This is a genomic window from Psychrobacillus sp. FSL K6-1415 (assembly GCF_038003185.1).
GTDB classification, from domain to species: domain Bacteria; phylum Bacillota; class Bacilli; order Bacillales_A; family Planococcaceae; genus Psychrobacillus; species Psychrobacillus psychrodurans.
Window position 1 is genome coordinate 2,503,982 of sequence record NZ_JBBOOQ010000001.1, and the last position, 23,219, is coordinate 2,527,200.

The following is a 23,219-nucleotide window of genomic DNA, read 5'->3' on the forward strand; positions in this document are numbered from 1 at the left end:
ACTATTGTTCGAACAAGGTGGGCATCTTAACATCAAAATGCATTAAAACTGAAATCAGCAGTGTCGTGATATAAAAAAAGGAAGTGATCAGTTCACTTCCCTTCTACTAATAATTATTCGGTTTCTTCTTCATCTATTTTATCATTTGTAAATGCCGGTTTTATAAGAGGAGTTGAAGTTGAGTCTCCTGCAGTTGTTGCATTATTTTTCTTTTTAATCTCAAAATATTTATCGACGAGTCTTTTTGCTATAGGTGTAGAAAAGTTAGTTTTGTATGTGGATTCCAGAGAAGCATCTGGAATAACAAGGGCGTATGCTATTTCTGGATTATCATAAGGTATAAAACCGACATGAGTTAAGTTTACAGTATTAATATTTGTCCGTAATTTTGCATCCCATTCGCTAGATTGAGCAGTACCTGTTTTTCCTCCCCCAGTGAATGGAGCGTTTCCAAATGCGCTCCTAGCCGTTCCTTTACTGCCAAAATACACAAGTTTCATACCTTTACGCACTTGTTCTATTTCAGCACGTGTGTTATCTACTGTGTTTAATATGATTGGAGCCATTTCTTTTACTACTTTACCTAGTTGTACACCATCCTCAGATGGCTCTCTTATTTCCTTGACTACATGAGGTTGAATTCTACTTCCTCCGTTAGCTAATGTAGCAACAAATTGGGCTAGTTGCAATGTAGTGTACGTATCAAACTGTCCAATACTAAGATCTAGTAACTTACCATCTTCGAAATTTCCTGTCTCTCCACTTACTTCTCCAGGCAAATCAATACCAGTTAATGCTCCAAGTCCAAGCTGAGCATATCCACTTCTCATTTTAAGAAAGGCATCTTTCCCAAAGTTAATGGGCTGATTTGCCTTATAAGTCCTACCAGCAACTCCGTAAGCTGTTTTGAACATATATACATTGGAAGAACGCTCTATAGCTTGTAAATCACTCATTCGAATACTTCCGTACCGATTAAATACAGAGCTCTTTGATTCCGAACCTTTTATACGAATTGGTTCATCGACTAATATACTTCCTATTGAATATACACCCTCGCGATAACCTGTAAGGATAGTTCCTGGCTTAACAGTAGAACCAACTTCATATGCATTAGTAAATGCACCAAATGCATAGTCATTGATTTCTTTTGTCCCTGTTTTCTCATTTTTCCCAACTCGTTTACCTACTAGCGAAAGTACTTCACCTGAGTACGGATCCATCATAATAAAATAAGCATGTTCTAAATATTTCCCACCAGGGCTATTGCTATATTTAAGCAGTTCTTCTGCAAGAATTTCTTCTTGTGCTAATTGTATTTCACTATCCATTGTTAACACTAAATCTTTACCAGGCTCTCCTTCATAAACTGTCTGAATATCGAAAACTCTTCCTTTTCCATCCGTTATATTTTTGACGACACTCTTTTGCCCCTGGAGTACTTCCTCATACTGTTGTTCAATGTAACTTGTACCTACACGATCATTACGAGAATAGTCCCGAGAAAGAAAATAATCTAATCGATCTTTTGGAATACCTACTTTTGGTAATGTTGTTGAGCCTAATATCGCTAGTGAAGAAGTTTTTATTCTTCTCCAATCAGTTGTAGTATTTACACCTTCTAATTCACTTAGCCTTTCAGAGACTCGTGCAAATTCTTCAACTGTAACTTCCTCTTTCACATCATCTCCTTTAATAATTTGAGGAGATAATGCATACCCAGAGGCCATTACTCGATAAATCGCTATAACTTCTAGTTCTTCTGGTGTAAAGGAGTTCAATTGTTCCTCTGTTATTCTGTCTCTAGTCAAGCGGTCAATTGCTCTACTTCTATCCTTTTTTTCTAAGTCTTCATCTGCTTCTATTGCTTTACGCTCTTTATCTGTTACTAATTCAAGTGCTTCTTCGGGATATTTTTTTAACCAGAAATCCTGCAAATCACTCTTGGTGATGTCGTCTGGTTCCTTTTCTATTAAAAGACTTAACTCTTCCGCAATTTCATACATCTCTTTAGATTTCGTTGTTTGCATTTTTGTATATGTTATAGCTCGTTGAGGAAGATTATCGACCATTATTCGACCTTCGCTATCGAAAATTCGCCCCCTCGGTACACTAGTATTTACAGGAACTTCTTCTTTACGGGCTAAATAACTTGTATATTCTTCTCCCTTTACTATTTGTAAATAGCCTAAACGAAGAATTAGCATTGTAAAAAGTACAAAAATCGAGAAAAACAATATGTTCATACGAAAAGTAATATTTGCTCGTTGTTTAGCCTTCATACTTTGTGCACGTTTATTTGGAATTTTTCGCATGAGATCACCTTCTTTATTAAATAATTTACTTATGTACAGTGTAACATAAAAAGCACACACTTTTAGACGAAAAAGTGTGTGCTAAGTTTCAATTATTATACAAAATATACTGCTAAACCAAAATAATTATTTTGAAGCAGCGAAACGTTTTGATACTTCATCCCAGTTTACTACATTCCAGAATGAACCGATGTAGTCTGGACGACGGTTTTGATAGTTTAGGTAGTAAGCATGTTCCCAAACATCTAAACCTAATAATGGAGTTTTACCTTCCATAATTGGTGAATCTTGATTTGCCGTAGAAGAAACTTCTATTTCTCCATTAGCTACTGATAACCAAGCCCAACCTGAACCAAAGCGAGTTGTAGCTGCTTTAGCAAACTCTTCTTTGAATGCATCGAAGCTACCGAATTTAGCATCGATTGCAGTAGCTAGTTCACCTGTTGGATTTCCGCCACCGTTTGGTGATAAGATTTGCCAAAATAGTGAGTGGTTAGCATGTCCGCCACCATTGTTGCGAACTGCCGTACGGATTGCTTCAGGAACAGCATCTAAATTAGCGATTAACTCTTCCACTGATTTGCCTTGTAAATCAGAATAATCTGCAAGCGCATTATTTACGTTTGTCACGTAAGTATTGTGGTGTTTAGTGTGATGAATATTCATCGTTTCTTTGTCAATATGTGGTTCTAGTGCATCATAAGCGTAAGGTAATTCTGGTAATTCGTATGCCATTATTGTTTCCTCCTAAAGAATATTTTAGAAAATTCTTTCCATGTATTAGCGTATCAAACTATGAACAATCGTTCAATTAAAATCGACTAAAATATTTATTATCATACTTTTGACTGAATTTATCCCGCATCAACGGGCAATAATGACTCCACATTAACACTTTGCCTAAGAATTGAGCAGATGGTTTAGATCAACGCCCCTTAAACTCCCGAGTGGTTCAACTAACATACAGTAGATAGAGATACGCCCCACTGATTGAGTTTCACTTTATACGAAGAAAACAAACACAATGAGCATAATAACTAAAACTATCACTTTTACTACAGATGATGTTAAAAATCCTATTAAAGATCCTACACCTGACTTAATTGCTTGTTTTAAACCATGACGTGTAACGAATAATTCCGCAATTACAGCCCCAATAAAAGGTCCTATTAGAATACCCGCTACCGGAATAACAAAGGGACCAAATAGCAAACCAATTGTACTTCCCCACATCCCTGCTTTGGTACCGCCGAACTTTTTCACACCAAATGCATTTGCCGCCATATCTGCACTAAACAATAGAATAACAAATAGAATTTGGATTACCCAAAATAGTAAGGTTAACTCTGTAAAGGAGAAAAATAATCCATAAATAACATACCCTAAGAGCATAAACACTACTGATGGGATGATTGGATAAAACGTTCCAACAAAGGCAACGATGAAACATAAGACGATTAATATCCAACCTATAGTTTCTATCATATTCTTTTACCTAAAACTGCTTCCGCTATATTTGATGCGTGATCACCAATACGTTCTAAGTTACTTAAAATATCTACGAACATTATTCCAGCTTGTCCCGAGCATCGCCCTTCATTCACGCGAAGTATGTGATTTTTTCTAAACTGACGTTCCATTTTATCAATCACATTCTCTTGTTCAGACACGTTTTGCGCTAATTCGACATTGTTCGTATCTAATGCTTCTAATGCTTTCGAAACTGTTGTTATTGTAAGCTCAAACATCTCCGAAACATCTTTTAAAGCATCTTCTGTAAGAATTAAACGATTCACTTCTCTATACTCGATTAATTCAATTATATTTTCAAAATGATCCCCAATTCTTTCTACATCCCGTACTGTATCCATTAAAATATTATGTCTTGCAGAGTCTTGAGCAGACAAAGATTGAGAAGAGATTTTTACTAGGTAATCTGTAATCTTATGGTCTAAATTATTTAAAGCATCTTCTATTTGATAGCCTAAATCTGCTTCTTTTTTGTTATTCGTTTTTAAATAGGAATAAGTCGTTTCTAGTCCTTGAACACTTAATGCACCCATTCGCAATATTTCCTCTTTAGCTTGTCCAATTGCAATAGATGGTGATTGCTCAATAAAGTGAACATCTAAATGTTTTGGTTTATACTCGATCGACACATCTTCCCCAGGGATAAGTTTAGTTACCAGATATGCCCATGCTCCAATAAGTGGGAATTGAATAATTGTGTTCGCTACATTAAATGAACCGTGAGCAAATGCAATTTGCATTTTACTCTCCAAATCAAGTACACCAGAAATCCATTCGATATACATCGTAAAAGGTGTTAATAGTATCAAAAATACGATGGAACCAATTACGTTAAACAATACATGAGTAGCTGCTGCACGTTTAGCTGCAACTGAAGCTCCTAAAGAAGCAAGTATTGCAGTAATAGTAGTACCGATATTATCTCCAAATAGAACTGGAAGAGAACCATGGAGGGAAAGTAGGTTTTCCGCATAAAGTCCTTGCAGTATTGCAACAGTTGCACTTGAACTTTGAACGATTAATGTGAAAATTGTTCCAGCAATTACTCCAAGAATAGGACTATCACTCATACTAAGCGTAAAGTCAGTAAAAGCAGTCATTTCTCTTAGCGGCTTCATCCCACCACTCATTAGCTCGAGCCCCAGGAATAATCCTCCAAAACCAAATATTACTTCTCCTAAATTTTGAACTTTGTTTTTCTTAAAGAAGAACAAAAGAAATGCTCCAATTGCCATAATCGGTAATGCATATGCACCAACATCAATACCAATGATAAAAGCAGTGATAGTTGTTCCGATATTGGCACCCATAATTACGCCAATTGCTTGTCTAAGCTTCATAAATCCTGCACTAACTAATCCAACTGTTATAACCGTCGTACCTGAACTAGATTGAATAAGGACTGTAACGATAATACCGACTAAAACACCCATAAAAGGATTGGTCGTGTACTTATCTAATATGTCACGAAGTCTATCTCCTGCTGCTTTTTGAAGTCCATCACCCATAAATTTGATGGCGAATAAGAAAATACCCAGTCCACCAAAAAATTGAAAGAGCATTTCCTGCCAATTTAATTCCACTCTATACTCAACTCCCGTTTTCGACAATTTTCACATACACTTCTATTATTCATTAATTATGAAGTCATTGTAAATAGATTCGGACATTCTTTACAATTTCTTAACAAAGTAAAATCTCCTTCTGTTTTCCCAGTTCCTTTGATGATAGAATATAGATGAGAGGGTGACACCATTTGAGTTTATTTCAATTATTTAAATCTAGTTTACATAGTCCTAAAAAAATGGCAGCATTTCGGCTTATTCCGATTGGTAAAGTGATGCAATATATATTTACTTACATATTTATTATGTCCATTATTTCTTTTATTTATTTTGTCAACGGAATTTCTAGTCAACAAGAATCTATGGAGGGTTTACTGGAGTACTTTTCTCAGATCCAATGGCTTTTATACCCATTCTCCTTTTTGTTCTTATTTGTATTGAATACTTTGTTTATATTTGTTCGGATTAGTATTTTTGCATACATAGGAAGTTTCTTCCTTCTTATTAGTAAAAGAAAAGGTGAATATCGTCATATTTGGAGGACTGCTCTATTTGCAAGCACGATTCCAATGTTGCTATCTATCATTGTTGCTATATTGCAGTTTTCGAATAATTATATTCAAGCTGTAATCTACATCTTGAGTTTCGTAATTATTGTTTTAGCAACTAAATACTATCCAATCAAAAGATAATACATAGCACCCCTTTATCCTGCATAGAGTAGGTTAAGGGGGTTTTTATATGAAAATATTCGTAGCAACAATTCTATTACTTATCTCTTTTTATATCGTAAAAGTAGATTTAATCGAAGGAACCATACCACTTGCCTACTCTTCCCAGCAAATTGAATGTGAAAAAAAACTCGATTACATTACAGTAGAAGTTATGGCGGGAGATACACTACATTCACTATTCTCTCTATATCCTTCTGCTGAGTCTATCACTTATACAGAAAGACTCACTGACTTTTATAATCTAAATCCACATTTTATTAATCAGTCCTTCAAAGTAGGAGAAAATGTATTATTACCAGTTTATACACTGTCTGAAGAATGTAAATAATGTAAAGAAGAGCTTTCTTTCTTGTCATTTCATTCATAAGACTGATAAAATGTAGGATAGTGATGGCATATGCCTCAAGAAGGAGAGAATTTCATGAGCGGAATAATTCATCGTTCTAAAACTCGTCCAGTACGAGTTGGAGACTTAACAATAGGTGGTAGCAATGAACTTTTTATACAAAGTATGACAACAACAAAAACACATGACGTAGAGGCAACAGTTGCTGAGATCCTACGATTAGAAGAAGCAGGTTGTCAAATCGTACGTGTCGCGTGCCCTGATGAACGCGCAGCTTATTCTATAGGAGAAATAAAAAAACGTATTAATATCCCATTAGTAGTAGATATACACTTTGACTATAAGTTAGCGCTTATTGCAATAGAGCAAGGTGCCGATAAAATACGTATTAATCCGGGTAATATCGGTCGTAAAGAAAAAGTGGAAGCTGTTGTAAATGCAGCTAAAGCAAAAGGTATTCCAATCCGAATTGGGGTTAATGCTGGTTCTCTAGAAAGAAAAATTCTAGAAAAATATGGTTACCCGACTGCAGATGGAATGGTTGAAAGTGCGTTGCATCATATTAAAATACTAGAAGATTTAGACTTTCATGACATCATCGTATCTATGAAAGCATCGGATGTTACACTAGCTGTTGAGGCTTACCGTAAAGCGTCAGAGGCATTTGACTACCCTCTTCACTTAGGGATTACCGAATCCGGTACACTGTTCTCAGGTTCTATCAAAAGTGCCGCTGGTTTAGGGACACTTTTAAGTATGGGAATCGGTAACACAATGCGTGTGTCTTTAAGTGCTGACCCAGTTGAAGAGATTAAAGTTGCTCGAGAACTATTAAAAGTTTTCGGTCTATCTTCTAATGCAGCTACATTAATCTCTTGTCCTACATGTGGACGTATTGAAATTGACTTAATAACAATTGCAAATGAAGTAGAAGAGTATATTTCACATATTAAAGCTCCTATTAAAGTGGCAGTACTTGGCTGTGCTGTAAATGGTCCTGGTGAAGCTCGAGAGGCTGATATAGGAATCGCAGGAGCACGTGGCGAAGGTTTGTTATTCATGAAAGGTAAAACGGTTCGTAAAGTTCCTGAGGAAACAATGGTCGAAGAACTTAAAGTAGAAATAGATAAAATTGCAGCAGAATATTTTGCTCAAAAAGAACTAGAAAAACAGCAGGATCAAGAAAAACAACAAGCGTAAGGACTGGTGCAATTGACGAATATACGATTTGGTATCGATATAGACGGGACGGTAACCTCCCCTACTTCTTTGCTTCCTCATATTAACGAAGCATTTAAATGTAATTTACAGTTAGAAGATATTAAAGAATACGATTTAACGAAGGCGTTTCCGGTAAGTGAAAAGGATTTCTATGAATGGTTTAAGAAAGCGGAGCCTATCATTTATGCTACATCCCCTATTCAACCTGATGCACATGCAGTATTATCTGCTTGGAAAGAAAAATACGAACTGTATTTCATTTCAGCTCGTGGAGATAACGTGATGGATGTTACGTTAGATTGGTTCAAGCAGCAAGAACTGTTATACGATCACATAGAGTTAATAGGCACACATAACAAAATCGAAACTGCTCGTAGACATGGTGTTCACGCTTTTTTTGAAGACAAACATGACAATGCGGTTGAAATTAGTGAGGAACTTGATATTCCAGTGATATTATTTAATACCCCGTATAATCAGTTGCCAATCCCTTCACGCGTTATCCGAGTAAATAATTGGATTGAAGCAAATAACTGGATTGAAAAGGAATTTTCAATGTCCATAAAATAAATTAAAAGCTAACCTTTTAAGGTTAGCTTTTTTTAATAGACATGTACATGTATACAAAAAAGTCCAATGAACATTGAGTTCATTGGACTTTAATAAAAGAATAATACTTGTTATTTCTGCTACAGTTGGACTCTTTCCAAAAGCGTGGCCTAACGACACAGCCTAAGCTGACTGTCCAGCATACTATGGAATCTTTATTTTAAAGGGCTCTAACTTATGTTCCTTCCATTCTAAATGACCATCTCCCCTTTGAATATCGAATTTAGCATAAGGAGTGATTGTCAATTCAGTCACATCATTTTCGAGCGGTTCAAATAATTGTTTACCGTACTTCCAACTAATCTCCTTTAACCGTTTTTTCGAAGAGTCGACCACCTCAAATTCAAGGTTAACCTCTCTTCCATAATTTTCTTCCTTATACTGGGCATCATACGAAATGAGAAAGCCAGGAGTGCCCCACTTAATATCATTTATCTTGTAATTCAAGTTATCTATTTGTTGAAATTTTGCAATATCAATCTTATTTTCATACTGTGCTTTTACTATTTCCTTCCTAAACTCAAATAACTCCCCTTGCTTACCTTCGAAAGTCATGCCTAATTCAAGAGTGTCAGGGTTAAAACTATAATAATTAATTTTTAAAATGCCTGTCAAATTTGTCGGTGAAGTTTCATCCGTTGTAAGTCCATAATTCGATAACGGCATTCCACCTTTATAATTATGATCAATGTTAAAATAATCAGACGTTATCGGTTTTTCAGAATCGATGGAAAAGCTGGCTGTTACCCGTGCATCATCGTAATAGATTTCCCCGAGCGTTACCGTAATCCCGTTGATTGTTTTAGATTCCCCTGAAAACTCACTCAAGCCTGCTTCCGAAACATTTTTCAATCCGATATCTCCTAAGTTTTTATATATTTGACCAATTACTGGTATAGAGGAGACGACTTGAGCCATTGTAGGTGATACAGATGCGGATCCGATTAGAATTCCACAAGCAATTGCTGCTGCTCCAACACCAAGAACTGCTTTACTCCAAACAGTTCTTTTTCTCTTTAACTTCTTCTCTGTGCCAATTTTAGTAATGATTTCATCTAACTTCTCTGTTGGAACATGTATCAAATCAAACTCTTCCTTGAATGATGGAATTTTGTCTGTCATCCTTGTATACCCCCTTCATTTTTTCCTTGAGTACAGTAATTCCCCTTCTTATATTCGTCTTAACAGTGCCTTCTGGGCAGCCCAAGATCACTGCAATCTGCTGAATTGTATAATCCTGATAATATCTTAATAACAAGACAGTCTTATATTTCTCATCCATCTCGTTTAAAGCATTCATTAAATCTATTTGGACGTCAGTTTCCACCATTTCTTTACCTGGCATATTGTCCCACATCTCTTCGTTTATCAATACGAATCGCTTCTTCTTTCGCAGGGTTGAAATTGATGTATTAATTAGAATCCTAATAATCCATGTCGAAAAATACCGATCATTTTTCAGCTTTGTGATTGATTTAAAAGCGAGATAAACGGTTTCCTGGAAAACCTCCAAAGCCTCGTCCTCATTCCGCATATAAACATAAGCCATTTTATATAGTTTTTCTTTCTCTAAATGGATCAATTGTTGAAAAGCAATTGCATCCCCTCTTTTAGCTCTGACTATTAACTTCAATTTCTCCTCCACTATCGTCCCTCCTTCTTTACTATCTGTTAGATAAACGACCGGCAAATTTCGTTTCAACTTTATTTCTTAATCCAAGAACTTATAAATTCAATGGATTCTTTCATTAAATGTTCTTATCTATTAGTAATGGTGTTGTAGAAAGTGTTAATTTTGAAATTTGCTCATATAAAGCAATCGAGGAATTCCATTCGTTTTTCTATAAGGAGATTTCGTTGATTGAAGCAGAAGGGAACGATTCGGGAACAATGCGAGTTGAAAGACCTGTAGGCACGTAGGGACGAGAAGATTAAATCCTCGCTAAGCGGAACGCGTCCGCCTTGCGCAGAAATCAATATTGTGCGAATTCCACTATTTAATACACTCTTATGAAATTAATTCGTCTTGAGGTAATTTGTAGTTGGTAGTTAATTTGTTATCGGCATTTTTTTCTTGTTTATAAAAATTCATAGATACTTTTTTACTTGTACAAATTGCACTATAGGAAACGTAATATATGAAATAGCCAGCGCAATAAACAAAGCAAAATTTTGCCCTTTATTTATAAAAAAGAAGTCAATTATCCACAATAAAAGTAAAGAACCGAATACAATTTGATGACTTAGATAAGCACTTTCCCGAACTATTTTTTTGCCTAATTCGTCCTTTCTAACATCTTTTCGTGCATGCCAAGTAAAAAACTGTGCCCATCCAACAACTATGGCGATAATTAATAAAATCTCTGTAACCCCAAATTCAACATTCGGCATTACAACGTAACTAATTAAAGTAGCACCAAAATATAAAGTAACAATTAACATTAGAATAAGACTTACAACCTCTTTTTTACTCATTATTTATCCCCTCCGTTAAAAGTAAATAATTCATCGACAGTTAAACTTAAATTTTTCGCCAGCTGAAAGGCTAAAACTAGACTCGGATCATACTTGTTATTTTCTATTGCATTAATCGTCTGTCTCGAAACTCCACACAGCTTTGCTAACTCATCTTGGGAAACTTTTTTATCCTTACGTGCTCTTTTTATTATATTTTCCACCGAAAACACCTCACATCATGTCAAATATGTTTGACATTTATATTATAAAAAATACCACTAGAAATGTCAAACATGTTTTACACATTTTTTATACAAAAAAATAGTGCAAACCATATGATGGTTCACACTACTTTTATTAATGACATGAAGGACAATTGCCGTAGATTTCAAACTTGTGATTTTCAATCTCATAGCCAGGTATTGCATTTTGAAGCACTTCCATAGGGCAAAACGGAATTTCTTTAATATTGCCACAGGACATGCAGATAAAATGGTGATGATGATGATCAGCCTCACACTGCATTCTAAAATGTTTTTCTCCAGTTAACTCAGTCTCTTCCAAAATCCCCAGATCCACAAATGTACTTAAATTTCTATAAATCGTATCATAGCTCATCCCAGGATGTTCTTTTTTCATCACATTAAGAATGTCTTTGGCAGTTATATATTTTTCAGTCTCTGAAAAAATACTAAGAATTTGTTCACGTTTATCTGTTTTTTTGAAACCTTTATTTTTTAGAATGTCCCATGCTTTTTCTATGTTCACCCTGAAACAGCTCCCTTGCTTCCTATCTTTTTCGATAAAATAGTTAGAAGTAAAATAATAATCGATGTAACAACAATTGTTCCACCTGGTGCTAAATCTAAATAGAATGCACTAACAAGACCGATAACAACAGACAACTCGCCGAATATTACAGATAGCAAAATCGCTTGTTTAAAGCTTTTGGATATACGCATAGCTGCAGCTACCGGCAATGTCATAAGTGACGATACAAGTAGGATACCAACAATTCGCATGGATCCTGCAATAACTAATGCGGTTACAATCATTAACAAAACATGAATCCATTTAGCGGGAAGACCCGATGCTTTGGCATATTCTTCGTCAAAAGAAAGAACAAATAGTTCTTTAAAAAATAAACTTAAAAATATTACCACAATCAAAGCAATACCAATAATTATCCAAAGATCCTGACGACTTACTGCAGATACAGAACCAAATAAATAACTAAATAGATCAGAACTAAATCCCTCTGCTAATGAGATAAAAATCGCACCAAATCCAAGACCAGCTGACATGATAATTGGGATAGCAAGCTCTTCATAGTGTTTATACAATCTTCTTAATCTCTCAATAAACAATGAACCAGTTACAGATGCTACAATCCCCAAATATAATGGATTTAATAAAGCAAGTGCCCCAATAGATTGACTTAAATATAGGCTACCAGCGATACCTGCTAACGTAACATGGCTCAATGCATCTGCTATTAACGATAGCCTTCGCACGACGATAAATACACCTAATAGTGGAGCAATGAAGCCGATGATTAAGCCCGAGGAAAAGGCATTTTGTAAAAACTCATACTGAAAAATAGACTCAATCATGATTTCACCTCACTTTGGTGATCGACTTTACGTACTGCATGTCCATACCACGCTTCCAATTGTTCGTCACTCATCTGATCCATATCATTTTTAAAGCCATGAAAATGAATGCGCTGATTCAAACAAGCCACGTGGCTAATACTCTTTGATACTGCATCAACGTCATGTGTAACTAAAACAATCGTAATATTATGTTCCCGATTTAAATGACTTAACATATTATAAAAAGATTTTACATTTTTGCTATCTACTCCTACTGTTGGCTCGTCTAGTATCAATATATTGGGATTACTAATTAATGCTCTGGCGATAAATACACGCTGTTGTTGCCCTCCAGAAAGGTCACCTATATTCTTCATAGAGAATTCGTCCATACCTACTGATTTTAATGCTTGCTTTACTAGTTTATCTACGTTTGCTGGGTATCGGTGAAATAATCCAGTTTTCTTAACTAAACCGCTTCTTACAACCTCAGTGACTGTGGCAGGAAATCCAGTATTAAACGAATTCGACTTTTGTGAAACATAACCAATGCGTTCTTTATCTTTAAACTGAGTTACTGGCTTCCCAAAAAGAAGTACTTCCCCTTTTGTCGGTTTTAAAAGCCCTAGGATTATTTTTAATAATGTAGATTTGCCAGAACCATTTGGTCCAATAATAGCTAAAAAGTCACCTTCTGCTATAGTTAAATTTATATCTGTTAAAGCTTTGGTTTGTTCGTATTGATACGAAATATTATGTAGGTTGATCAATGGGGTTCCCATTATAATTCCTCGATTCTAATTAAGAATGATTACGATTTACAAAGTTAAAGTATAATCCAAAACGCGCCATGTGTAAATAAAATTGCTTGAAAGGATGTTTTTCTGGATATCCATAAATTTATTCAGCAGCTACAAACATGTACAGTAAAGGAATTTAAAACAATTGTAAAAGGTTTTGATATTCAAATATCAGATAAAGAATTGAAAAGTGTGCATCCACTATTAAAAGAAATTTCACTTTCCTGGGTTGTTTTCGGGGTACCACTCGCTATTCAACAAAAATTGATACAAATACTTGGGGAACAACGTGCTATGGATCTTTATAAAGAAATAAAAGAAAAGGCACCATCTTCCTTTGGTTAAAAGAAGATAATACCTTTCAGTTTCTGCTAATAACAAAGTATATATTTGTTTAGGTTCAACGCCTAGCCCTATGAGTCGCTTCGGTATTTCAGCAAAGGCAAAGAATACCTTTACACGTGAAATACTTCCGGCACTTGTCCGGGCTTACATATACGCTTACACTTACATTTTTCTTAGCGTAACGCATCGATAGCTTCTGGATTAAACTGTTTGTTTCGAAGCATTTCAATCTCATACTTATATGGGGCTTCCTTCGATTTAGCGTCTACACCAACAAATGGTGTTTCTAAAATTTTTGGAAGCTCCATCAATTGAGGATGGTGAACGATGTATTGTAATGTTTCAAATCCAATTTCACCAAAACCAATATTTTCATGTCTATCTTTTGCTGCTCCGCATACATTTTTACTATCATTAATGTGAATTACTTTTAAACGATCAATACCAATTATTTTATCAAACTCATTTAGGACTCCATCAAAATCGTCTACAATATTATAACCTGCATCATGAATATGACAAGTGTCCATGCAAATAGATAATCGATGATTATTCACAACGCCATCGATTATTTTTGCAAGTTCATCAAAAGTGCGACCACATTCCGACCCTTTTCCAGCCATTGTTTCTAAAGCTATTTGAACAGGGAATTCGGTTGCTAGCACTTCATTTAAACCTTCTACAATTCTAGCAATACCAGCGTCTGCACCAGCTCCCACATGGGCTCCTGGATGCAAAACAATTTGAGTGGCACCTATATGCGCAGTTCTTTCAATTTCTTTTTGTAGAAACTCTACACCAAGTGCGAAAGTTTCCGGTTTTGTTGTATTCCCTAAATTAATAATATAAGGAGCATGAACGACGATATTGGACATCCCATTTTCTTTCATATGTGCAATACCAGCTTCAATATTCAATTCTTCAATTGGTTTTCTTCTAGTATTTTGAGGTGCTCCTGTATAAATCATAAAAGTATTTGCACCATATGATGCAGCTTCCTTACTTGAACCCAGCAGCATTTCTTTTCCACTCATAGAAACATGTGAACCTAATAACATGACAGCAGCTCCTTATTTCTTACGGTTTTTAATACGTCTCTCTCTTTTCTTTACTTTATCCATTTCCCATTTCATATTACGCTTGTAGCCAGGTTTAACTTTTTTAGGCTTACGTACTAGGGACTTAGCTTTTGCATCTATCTCATTTTCATTTTTTGTACGGTTTTTCCGTGCGTGGCGCTCCTTAAGCTCTGACCATTCCCCATCAATCACATCTTTATGCTCCAGAGGAATACCCATTTTCTCAAGACGTACTAGCGCATCTTCGTCCGATGGTTCATATAATGAAATTGCAATGCCTGTCATTCCAGCCCGTGCTGTTCTTCCTACACGATGAACGAAAAACTCTAAATCATCTGGAAGTTCATAGTTAATAACATGGCTAACCCCAGGAATATCAATTCCGCGTGCAGCTAAGTCTGTTGCTACAATATACTGAAATTCTAGGTCATGTATTTGTTTCATCACTCGTTTACGATCACGTGGCGAAATATCCCCATGAACTATACCAACTTTTACACCATTTCCTTGTAAATAGTTAGCTACTTCATCTGCATGTTGTTTCGTATTTGCAAATATAATTGCTAGGTATGGATTAATACCTTCCATTACATCAAGTAAACGTTTCTTCCTAGATTTGCTTCGAACTGGAGTTACAATAAATTCAATACCCTCTGCTACTCGACGTTTCTCGCCTATTTTAATATGAACAGGTGAATCCATATATTTTTTTAAGAAAGGTTGTAATTTCTCTGGAATTGTAGCAGAGAATACAAACATTTCTAGTTTCTCAGGCATGCGAGATGCAAACTGATCGATCTCATTGATAAAACCTAGATCGAAAGCTAAGTCAGCTTCATCAACAACTAAAACATTAGAGGTATGAACAAGTAATGCTTGCTCTACTGTAAGATCACGTAGTCTACCTGGTGTTCCAACAACAATTTGTGGTTGTGTTTTAAGTTTTTCGATTGAACGGGCTTTGTCCGTTCCACCAATAAATAATTTTGTTTGGATTTCTGTTCCTTCTACTAGCTTGTTCAACTCATTATAAATTTGTGTTGCAAGCTCTCTTGTTGGTGATGTAATAACTGCTTGTACTTCTATTTTACTAGCATCTATTTTTTCAACAATTGGGATCAAAAAACTATGTGTTTTTCCTGTTCCAGTATGTGCTTGGCCAATCGCACTTTTCCCCTTTAAAACAAGTGGAATCATTTCTCTTTGAATTGGCGTTGGTTCTTGGAAGCCTAATTTTTCTATTGCGTCTAGTAAAAAAGGCTGAAAACTATAATCTGTATATTTGGACATCCTACGTCACTCCCTCACATTTCTTTATTGTACCACGATTGTACATAAAACGTATAATTTGCATAGAATAGAATAGTCTTTGTTGTTCGAAAGGAGATGAAAAAATGCGCTACCAATCTTTTTATCCATTTGCTCAAAATCGGGGAAATGATTTTTTTGGCATGTCCAATCCTAGCCCTAACCCCCAAAATGTTCCGAATAATAATCCCTTTGGCTTTTTTGGAGGAGAACAGGCTTCTCCACCACCTCCCCCTGCAGGACCGGCTACTAATTTTTTTAATCAGTTTCAATCAGCTCCCACAGGAGGCATTCAACAAGGTCAACCAATGACCAAAACAATGAGTTATTTACAAACAGCAGACAAATTCTTAAATACAGCTCAGCAGCTTACGCCTATGGTTAGACAATTTGCTCCTATGATACAAAATGTTCCAGCTTTGTTAAAACTATACCGTGGTTTTCAATCCGTCCCAGCTGCTACAACTGCCGCTGCTGCAGGTAATGTAACTGCTTCTGCTGCCTCGTCTGCCGCAAGAGCAGCTAGTACTGCAACATCTGTAACTAACGGAGCCTCGATACCTAGAATATTTCAGCCTCCAATTTAAAGTTTTGTAATCATCCATGTGCTCCGTTATAATATGAGTATGCTCGTATTGAAGGGAGTTACGTAAAATGATTGTACAAAAAATTTCGCCTAGAGGATACTGTTACGGTGTAGTAGATGCAATGGTTATTGCTCGTAATGCTGCACTAGACACCTCTCTTCCAAGGCCTATATATATTTTAGGAATGATAGTCCATAATAAACATGTAACTGATGCATTTGAAATGGACGGAATAATTACTTTAGACGGAGAAAATCGTTTAGATATATTATCGAAAGTTGAAACAGGTACAGTAATTTTCACTGCTCACGGCGTTTCTCCAGAGGTAAAAGAGTTAGCTCGTAAAAAAGGGCTTGTTTCAATAGATGCAACATGTCCAGATGTTACAGTTACTCATGACCTTATTAGAGAAAAAACAGCTGAAGGCTACGATATTATTTATATCGGCAAAAAAGGACATCCTGAGCCAGAAGGTGCAATTGGGGTAGCTCCTGACAAAGTTCATCTAGTTCAAACATTAGAGGATGTTGAAAATTTAACAATCTCTGTTGAAAAACTTCTTGTTACCAATCAAACTACAATGTCTCAGTGGGATGTTGTGGATTTAATGAAAAAATTAGAAGAGAAATTCCCTCACATTGAAGTTCATAAAGAAATTTGCTTGGCTACTCAAGTTCGTCAAGAAGCAGTAGCTGAACAGGCTGGAGAAGCAGAACTTTTAATAGTAGTAGGCGATCCGATGAGTAATAATTCTAATAGACTGACACAAGTTTCAGAGGAAATCGCTGGGACGCCTTCTTATAGAATTGGAGACATCTCTGATTTAAAATTGGAATGGTTGAATAATATTTCACATGTAGCTGTAACTGCAGGTGCCTCCACACCTACTCCTATCGTAAAAGAAGTTATTCACTTTTTAGAAAAGTACGATCCAAACGATCCTACAACTCACGATATAACGAAAAAAACAGTACCAGAAAAAATTCTTCCTAAAATCAAAATACCAAAACCGGTAAACCGGATTGAACCTTATACAGTTAAATAAAAAAGCTGCTCAAATGGGCAGCTTTTTTTATATACTTCCTATTAAATTAATTGAAAGGGATCAGTTGAAATTTTTGAAGAGATGAATTCAACTAAGAGATTGTTCTGAATGCAAACCTCTGTCATATACTCCGCAACTCCGTGCTTCATAATTTGTTCTACATGATGCCCTGGATCAATAACCGATAATCCAATAGCCTCTGCATCTTGTGCAACATGGAAATACAAATCACCAGTTATAAAAACATCTGCTCCAGCTCTTTTTGCTGTTTGTATATATTTGTTACCGTCTCCACCAAGTACAGCAACTTTCTGAACTTCTTGCGTTAAATCCCCTACAACCCTAACAAAAGGTACATTTAATTGCTTTTTAACTACTTCAGCATATTCAGCTAATATTAGTTTTTTAGGCAGTTTCCCAATTCTTCCTAGACCCTTTTTGTTTACTTCAGATTCCAGTAATATTAAATCATATGCAGGCTCTTCATATGGATGATTTGTCAACAATGCTTTTAATACCTTATTTTTTATAGAAACAGGAAACACTACTTCGATTTTATCCTCTTCTACTACTTCTAATTCATTCGCTTGTCCAATATAGGGGTTTGCATAGTCTGAAGGTTTAAACCTTCCTTCCCCCGCTGATGTAAAGCTACATGAATGATATTCTCCAATTTGGCCTGCACCAGCAATATCTAATGCAGCTCTTACCACATTTGTAGACTCTTTTGGTGTAAAAACTGCTAACTTCATCAGTTGTTCTGAGTTAGTTTGCTCAAGGATTTCTATATTTTCTAACTGCAAAGCATTAGCTAGTAAATCATTAACTCCACCTGTGGCGATATCTAAATTCGTATGTGCAGCATATACGGCAATATCATTTTTTATCAATTTCTCGATTAAAATTCCTTGAGGTAAATCTGTACGCATATTTTTCATTCCTCTATAAATAGGAGGATGATGAGCAATAATAAGCTCGCAGCCATTTTTAATCGCTTCTTCTACTGTATCGAGATTCACGTCTAAGGTAACCAAAACTTTTGTAATAGTTTTATTGAGAGTACCAATTTGTAAGCCTACTGTATCTCCATCGACTGCCAAAGATTTTGGTGCCCATTGTTCGAAAAGGGAAATAAGATGTTGTCCATTTGTTTCCTTCATCGTTTATAAAGTCTCCTTCACTAAGGCAATTTTGTATTCTAGTTCTTCTTTCTTTTGATGTACCTCAGTTCCTGGTATTTTGTTTAACTCATTCACTATTCGTAGCCATTCATTTAATTCATTGTTCCACTTCTTTTGATAGATAGGAGATTTTTCTTTACTTAGAATTGGACCAACTAGCAACTCCTTTTCTGATAACTTCATAATTCCTTTTTTTAACACAAGAATCTCATAAATTTTATCGTGTTCTTCCAGAATTACTTCCTGTTCTATTTTCCATTGTTCTTGAATAGCCCATTCTCGTATTGCTTTGGCATGTATATTTGGTTGTAATATTAGAGTATCCACCTTAGAAAGCTTGTCTTTCCCTGATTCTAGGATTGAGGCAATAAGTGGACCACCCATTCCAGCTATAGTAACTGTCTGAACATTGTCTACATCCGAGAATACCTCTAACCCGTTACCGAAACGGACATCAATATTATTTTGTAAGCCTTCACTTATTACTTGTTTTTTCGCAGATTCGAATGGACCTTTTACAACCTCTCCAGCAATAGCTTTCGTTATAACACCTTCATGTACTAAAAAACATGGCAAGTATGCGTGATCACTACCGATATCCGCTAAAATAGTATTTTCTTTGACAAAGGAAGCAACTGTTTTCAGTCTTTCCGATAATTTTTTTGCATTCATTATTTCAACACCTCTTCATTAACTATTATAGCAAAAAAGAAAAAAGACCTCGATTCTTTTACGAAATCGAAGGCCTTCTTATTGTATTACTATTCTAACGATGTTATCCATGCCGCCATAGCGTCTAGATTTTCTTCAGGCACTAAATCAGCTGGCATTGCACCTTTACCATTTGCTAATACATCTTTAATTTCGTCTTCAGATAATGAAGTTCCAACTAATGATGGGCCCATGCCACCTTCATAACTATTACCGTGACAACCGATACATTTACCTTGAGCAAGAGCTTCCGGATCGAATTCTCCAGCTGACGCATCTTCTCCGCCTTCTGTTCCTTCTCCATGTTCTTCAGTTGCAGCTATTTCTTCTTTGTTACCTACGCCATCCATAGACAAGAAGAAAATTAAACCAATACCAAAAGCCATAATTAAGATAAATGGAATTATTGGATTTCTTTGCATAGTTAACCCTCCCTTTTAATACAATCTTTTCTAATATAGAATTAGTCAACATTTACATTGTACTGCATTCTAGTTAAAACGAAAAGTCTTATGGGATAAGTTTTCTTACATTGTGACAATTTGGACATAATTTTTCGTGTTTTTTCTACATTTAGCAACCAATATGTCGAGCTATTACCATTCTCTGTACTTCGGAAGTTCCTTCACCAATTTCAAGTAATTTAGCATCTCGCATATATCTTTCTACTTCATACTCTTTCATATACCCATAACCACCATGTATTTGAATAGCTTGATCTGCTACTTCCATTGCAATTTCAGATGCATATAGTTTACACATAGACGCTTCTTTTCCAAATGGCCGTCCCTGATCTTTCAACCATGCTGCTTTGTGTACCATTGTGCGTGCAAGCTCAATTTTCATTGCCATATCTGCCAATTTAAATTGTGTAACCTGGAACTCGGAAAGTGTCTTTCCAAACTGTTTGCGCTCTTTAGAATAACGGAGAGCTCTGTCAAAAGCAGCTTGCGCAATCCCTACTGCCATTGCTCCTATACCAATTCGACCACCGTCAAGCGTTACAAGGAATTGTTTGAATCCATTTCCTTTCTCACCTAACAAGTTTTCCTGAGGCACACGTACATTTTCTAATACTAGCTCAGTTGTGTTAGATGCATTCAAACCCATTTTCTCGTAGTTATCAATAATAGAGAAACCTTCTGAATCCGTAGGAACAATAATCGCAGAAATTTCTTTTTTTCCATCCTTCACATCAGTAATTGCTGTTAACGCTAAGTGTTTTGCATAGCTAGCATTCGTTATAAAAGCTTTGTTTCCATTAATAACAAAATCATTCCCATCAACTTTTGCAGTTGTCTGCGTACCACCTGCATCTGACCCTGCGTTAGGCTCGGTCAAACCAAAGGCACCGAATGATTCTCCTGTACATACTGGAACCAAGTATTTTTGTTTTTGTTCTTCTGTACCAAATAGGTTAAGTGGAGCACCGCCAAGAGATATATGTGCAGAATAGGTAATTCCTGTGGAAGCACATGCTCTACTCAATTCTTCTGTAACTATTGCAAAACTAACTGTATCTGCTCCTGCTCCACCATACTCTTCTGAAAACGGTAAGCCCATCATCCCCATGTCGGCTAACTGTTTAAAGATTTCTTTTGGGAACGCTTTCGTTTTATCGCGCTCAATTGCTCCTGGTGCAACAACTTCATCCGAAAACTCACGAATTGTTTTACGGATCATGTTATGTTCCTGAGTTAAATCAAAATTCATTTCTTCCATCCCCTTTGTAAATAAAAACGCTTACAATTACTATTATACTAAAAATATTAGAAATTCAAAGATTTATTATTAGTAAAGCACAAGCAACTTTAAGACAAAGGCTAAGTGCGCCAACTGGAAACGCGTCTACATGAAACGGAAATTCACAGTACTATTAGAGATTTTATTCTTCAAAATTCGTAGCTCGTTGAGTTCAAGGCACTAGACTATATACTTTCTACTCTATAAAAAATACCAACAATCATTCACTTTTAGTGAATGATTGTTGGTATTTTATCGTTATATGTAATAGTAATTAATTGAATATAAAATAACCAATAATTAATAAAATCCCTAAAATACCAGAAATACTAAAATATATTAACTTCATCAGTAATCCAGAGAATAGCCATAACAAACAATTACCAAATATTAAACCAATTAATAATAATGGGTTATCTCCAAAGTAAATATCCCATACTTTAAAAGATAATGCTAATAATAATAAAGCAGAAAATACAAACAGGAGCGGTGCCATCACTGATTTATTTTTTACTAGTTTAATAGCTATGTATAAAAAAGAAAGAATAGCAATTGCAACAAGAATAATGGGTATAAAGATTGCGGTTGAAGCAACAAACAAGGAAGCTAATAATATTGCGGTTAATAAACCGACTATAGTATACAAGATTACTTTAGTTTTTTGTTTTTTAGCTAATACTGCCTTAGAGGCATTCTCCGTTTGTTCGTCCCCATTATTTTCACCTTGGGCGTATAAAGCGAGAAGAAAATCACAATAATGCTCGGGTAATAACTTGTTTTTTTTCCAAAATGAAATTTCATTCATTATAATTTGCTTACGTTGCAGCGACATATCTAGTCCTCTTTTCATCTGGTAAAACCAGTATTGTAAGATTCATAGAACTTAGAAAAAGACACCCATAGTGGATGTCTTCCATTCTATTCTAAAAAGTCTTTAAGACGTTTACTTCTAGAAGGGTGACGCAGTTTTCGTAATGCTTTTGCCTCTATCTGACGAATACGCTCACGCGTAACTCCAAATACTTTTCCAACCTCTTCAAGTGTTCTCGTACGACCATCATCCAGACCGAAACGCAGGCGTAATACATTTTCTTCTCTGTCTGTTAGTGTATCCAAGACATCTTCCAATTGTTCTTTAAGAAGCTCATAAGCAGCGTGGTCAGAAGGAGACTGCGCATCTGCATCTTCAATAAAATCACCTAAATGAGAATCATCCTCTTCACCAATAGGTGTTTCTAAAGAAACCGGTTCTTGGGCAATTTTCAATATTTCACGTACTTTTTCTGCAGGCAAGTCCATTTCTTCCCCAATTTCTTCAGGAGAAGGTTCACGACCTAAATCTTGCAATAATTGACGTTGAACACGAATTAACTTATTTATAGTTTCTACCATATGCACAGGAATACGAATTGTTCTAGCTTGGTCAGCAATTGCACGTGTTATTGCTTGACGTATCCACCATGTAGCGTAAGTACTAAATTTAAACCCTTTACGATGATCAAATTTCTCTACAGCTTTGATAAGCCCCATATTACCTTCTTGAATAAGGTCTAAAAATAGCATACCACGCCCAACATAACGTTTTGCAATACTTACAACTAATCGCAGGTTTGCTTCAGCTAAACGTTTTCTAGCTTCTTCATCGCCTTGCTCAATACGTTCTGCTAGAGCAACCTCTTCAGAAGCTTTTAGTAAGTCTACTCTCCCTATTTCCTTTAAGTACATACGAACAGGGTCATTGATCTTGACGCCAGGTGGAACACTTAAATCATTTAAATCAAAGGTTTCTTCTTTACCTTTCATTAAGCGATCCAAATCTTCTTCATCACCATCTTTACGACTAAGCTCAATATTTCTACCTTCAAGATTATCAATGAACTCTTCGATTTGATCAGATTCAAGTTCAAAATGAGCTAATTTTTCTGCAATATCATGATATGTTAACTCACCATTTTTTTTACCTAATTCGATTAATTGTTTTTTTGCCTCTTCTAATGATAATTCAATATCTGTTTCTTTTGTACGTTCGGACTTGTCCGCCATAAGAA

The 23,219-nt window shown here is 35.7% G+C and carries 26 protein-coding genes; 7 read left to right on the forward strand and 19 right to left on the reverse strand.

Annotation, left to right across the window (positions count from 1 at the left end; translation table 11 throughout):
- Positions 1–113 precede the first annotated feature (113 nt).
- From MKY60_RS11825 to MKY60_RS11840, 4 genes are all read right to left on the reverse strand, one after another.
- The gene (locus MKY60_RS11825) at positions 114–2,315 is read right to left on the reverse strand and encodes a peptidoglycan D,D-transpeptidase FtsI family protein (RefSeq protein ID WP_340929965.1); all 2,202 of its coding nucleotides are present in this window, start codon (positions 2,313–2,315) and stop codon (positions 114–116) included.
- A 126-nt stretch (positions 2,316–2,441) separates the two neighbouring features.
- Positions 2,442–3,050, reverse strand: coding sequence for a superoxide dismutase (locus tag MKY60_RS11830; protein WP_340879966.1), 609 nt, complete (start codon positions 3,048–3,050; stop codon positions 2,442–2,444).
- A 267-nt stretch (positions 3,051–3,317) separates the two neighbouring features.
- A complete protein-coding gene (locus MKY60_RS11835; RefSeq protein ID WP_241600046.1) occupies positions 3,318–3,797 on the reverse strand; it encodes a DUF456 domain-containing protein in 480 nt (159 codons plus the stop codon).
- Entirely contained in the window at positions 3,797–5,428 is a 1,632-nt protein-coding gene (locus MKY60_RS11840) for a Na/Pi cotransporter family protein (RefSeq protein WP_241600015.1), read from the reverse strand. The genes MKY60_RS11835 and MKY60_RS11840 overlap by 1 nt, the downstream gene beginning before the upstream one ends.
- A 173-nt stretch (positions 5,429–5,601) precedes the next feature.
- Here MKY60_RS11840 and MKY60_RS11845 point away from each other — a divergent pair, with 173 nt between their 5' ends.
- The 4 genes from MKY60_RS11845 (at position 5,602) to MKY60_RS11860 (ending at position 8,281) form a co-directional block, all read left to right on the forward strand.
- Positions 5,602–6,102 (forward strand): DUF1189 family protein, encoded by a 501-nt coding sequence (locus MKY60_RS11845; RefSeq protein ID WP_340879967.1) that lies wholly within the window; start codon positions 5,602–5,604, stop codon positions 6,100–6,102.
- A 49-nt stretch (positions 6,103–6,151) separates the two neighbouring features.
- A complete protein-coding gene (locus MKY60_RS11850; RefSeq protein ID WP_093496097.1) occupies positions 6,152–6,472 on the forward strand; it encodes a hypothetical protein in 321 nt (106 codons plus the stop codon).
- A 93-nt stretch (positions 6,473–6,565) separates the two neighbouring features.
- Entirely contained in the window at positions 6,566–7,690 is a 1,125-nt protein-coding gene (gene ispG / locus MKY60_RS11855) for a flavodoxin-dependent (E)-4-hydroxy-3-methylbut-2-enyl-diphosphate synthase (protein ID WP_090563774.1), read from the forward strand.
- Positions 7,691–7,702: 12 nt separating this feature from the next.
- Positions 7,703–8,281, forward strand: a complete 579-nt coding sequence (locus MKY60_RS11860; RefSeq protein ID WP_340929967.1) for a hypothetical protein — start codon at positions 7,703–7,705, stop codon at positions 8,279–8,281.
- Positions 8,282–8,464: 183 nt separating this feature from the next.
- Here the strand turns inward: MKY60_RS11860 and MKY60_RS11865 are convergent, their stop codons facing one another.
- The 7 genes from MKY60_RS11865 to MKY60_RS11895 all read right to left on the reverse strand — a co-directional run bounded on the left by MKY60_RS11865 (position 8,465) and on the right by MKY60_RS11895 (position 13,154).
- On the reverse strand, positions 8,465–9,442 hold the full coding sequence (locus MKY60_RS11865; protein WP_340929969.1) for a DUF4179 domain-containing protein: 978 nt from the start codon (positions 9,440–9,442) through the stop codon (positions 8,465–8,467).
- On the reverse strand, positions 9,405–9,965 hold the full coding sequence (locus MKY60_RS11870) for a sigma-70 family RNA polymerase sigma factor (RefSeq protein ID WP_269922885.1): 561 nt from the start codon (positions 9,963–9,965) through the stop codon (positions 9,405–9,407). The genes MKY60_RS11865 and MKY60_RS11870 overlap by 38 nt, the downstream gene beginning before the upstream one ends.
- Before the next feature lie 443 nt (positions 9,966–10,408).
- A complete protein-coding gene (locus MKY60_RS11875; RefSeq protein WP_340929971.1) occupies positions 10,409–10,795 on the reverse strand; it encodes a hypothetical protein in 387 nt (128 codons plus the stop codon).
- Positions 10,795–10,998: a helix-turn-helix transcriptional regulator gene (locus tag MKY60_RS11880; protein ID WP_093496099.1), complete on the reverse strand. Its 204-nt coding sequence runs from the start codon at positions 10,996–10,998 to the stop codon at positions 10,795–10,797. The genes MKY60_RS11875 and MKY60_RS11880 overlap by 1 nt, the downstream gene beginning before the upstream one ends.
- Positions 10,999–11,134: 136 nt before the next feature.
- Positions 11,135–11,545, reverse strand: coding sequence for a Fur family transcriptional regulator (locus MKY60_RS11885; protein ID WP_090563782.1), 411 nt, complete (start codon positions 11,543–11,545; stop codon positions 11,135–11,137).
- Complete coding sequence (locus tag MKY60_RS11890; protein ID WP_340929973.1) at positions 11,542–12,390, reverse strand: metal ABC transporter permease; 849 nt, start codon at positions 12,388–12,390, stop codon at positions 11,542–11,544. The genes MKY60_RS11885 and MKY60_RS11890 overlap by 4 nt, the downstream gene beginning before the upstream one ends.
- Positions 12,387–13,154, reverse strand: a complete 768-nt coding sequence (locus tag MKY60_RS11895) for a metal ABC transporter ATP-binding protein (RefSeq protein ID WP_090563787.1) — start codon at positions 13,152–13,154, stop codon at positions 12,387–12,389. Before MKY60_RS11895 ends, MKY60_RS11890 begins: the two co-directional genes overlap by 4 nt.
- 210 nt (positions 13,155–13,364) lie before the next feature.
- Between MKY60_RS11895 and MKY60_RS11900 the strand changes: the two genes are divergently transcribed.
- Positions 13,365–13,517, forward strand: a complete 153-nt coding sequence (locus tag MKY60_RS11900) for a hypothetical protein (RefSeq protein WP_269922880.1) — start codon at positions 13,365–13,367, stop codon at positions 13,515–13,517.
- Positions 13,518–13,690: 173 nt separating this feature from the next.
- Here the strand turns inward: MKY60_RS11900 and MKY60_RS11905 are convergent, their stop codons facing one another.
- Positions 13,691–14,575, reverse strand: a complete 885-nt coding sequence (locus MKY60_RS11905; RefSeq protein WP_340929975.1) for a deoxyribonuclease IV — start codon at positions 14,573–14,575, stop codon at positions 13,691–13,693.
- A 12-nt stretch (positions 14,576–14,587) separates the two neighbouring features.
- Positions 14,588–15,886 carry a DEAD/DEAH box helicase gene (locus MKY60_RS11910; protein WP_093496102.1) on the reverse strand — a complete coding sequence of 433 codons (1,299 nt, stop codon included), beginning with the start codon at positions 15,884–15,886 and terminating at the stop codon, positions 14,588–14,590.
- 104 nt (positions 15,887–15,990) lie between these two features.
- On the opposite strand from MKY60_RS11910, the gene vrrA reads away from it, so the two are divergent.
- Positions 15,991–16,491 carry a VrrA/YqfQ family protein gene (gene vrrA / locus MKY60_RS11915; protein ID WP_093496103.1) on the forward strand — a complete coding sequence of 167 codons (501 nt, stop codon included), beginning with the start codon at positions 15,991–15,993 and terminating at the stop codon, positions 16,489–16,491.
- Positions 16,492–16,558: 67 nt separating this feature from the next.
- Positions 16,559–17,536 (forward strand): 4-hydroxy-3-methylbut-2-enyl diphosphate reductase, encoded by a 978-nt coding sequence (locus MKY60_RS11920; protein ID WP_093496104.1) that lies wholly within the window; start codon positions 16,559–16,561, stop codon positions 17,534–17,536.
- Positions 17,537–17,577: 41 nt separating this feature from the next.
- Here MKY60_RS11920 and MKY60_RS11925 read toward each other — a convergent pair whose 3' ends face one another.
- From MKY60_RS11925 to rpoD, 6 genes are all read right to left on the reverse strand, one after another.
- A complete protein-coding gene (locus MKY60_RS11925; RefSeq protein ID WP_340929977.1) occupies positions 17,578–18,696 on the reverse strand; it encodes a Nif3-like dinuclear metal center hexameric protein in 1,119 nt (372 codons plus the stop codon).
- 3 nt (positions 18,697–18,699) lie between these two features.
- The gene (locus MKY60_RS11930) at positions 18,700–19,389 is read right to left on the reverse strand and encodes a tRNA (adenine(22)-N(1))-methyltransferase (RefSeq protein ID WP_090563799.1); all 690 of its coding nucleotides are present in this window, start codon (positions 19,387–19,389) and stop codon (positions 18,700–18,702) included.
- Between the two features lie 89 nt (positions 19,390–19,478).
- Complete coding sequence (gene cccA, locus MKY60_RS11935) at positions 19,479–19,850, reverse strand: cytochrome c550 (protein ID WP_340929978.1); 372 nt, start codon at positions 19,848–19,850, stop codon at positions 19,479–19,481.
- A 151-nt stretch (positions 19,851–20,001) separates the two neighbouring features.
- Positions 20,002–21,141: an acyl-CoA dehydrogenase family protein gene (locus MKY60_RS11940; RefSeq protein WP_241599998.1), complete on the reverse strand. Its 1,140-nt coding sequence runs from the start codon at positions 21,139–21,141 to the stop codon at positions 20,002–20,004.
- Positions 21,142–21,445: 304 nt separating this feature from the next.
- Positions 21,446–22,003 carry a hypothetical protein gene (locus MKY60_RS11945; RefSeq protein ID WP_241599997.1) on the reverse strand — a complete coding sequence of 186 codons (558 nt, stop codon included), beginning with the start codon at positions 22,001–22,003 and terminating at the stop codon, positions 21,446–21,448.
- Positions 22,004–22,089: 86 nt separating this feature from the next.
- Positions 22,090–23,214: an RNA polymerase sigma factor RpoD gene (gene rpoD, locus MKY60_RS11950; RefSeq protein ID WP_090563807.1), complete on the reverse strand. Its 1,125-nt coding sequence runs from the start codon at positions 23,212–23,214 to the stop codon at positions 22,090–22,092.
- Between the last annotated feature and the right edge of the window lie 5 nt (positions 23,215–23,219).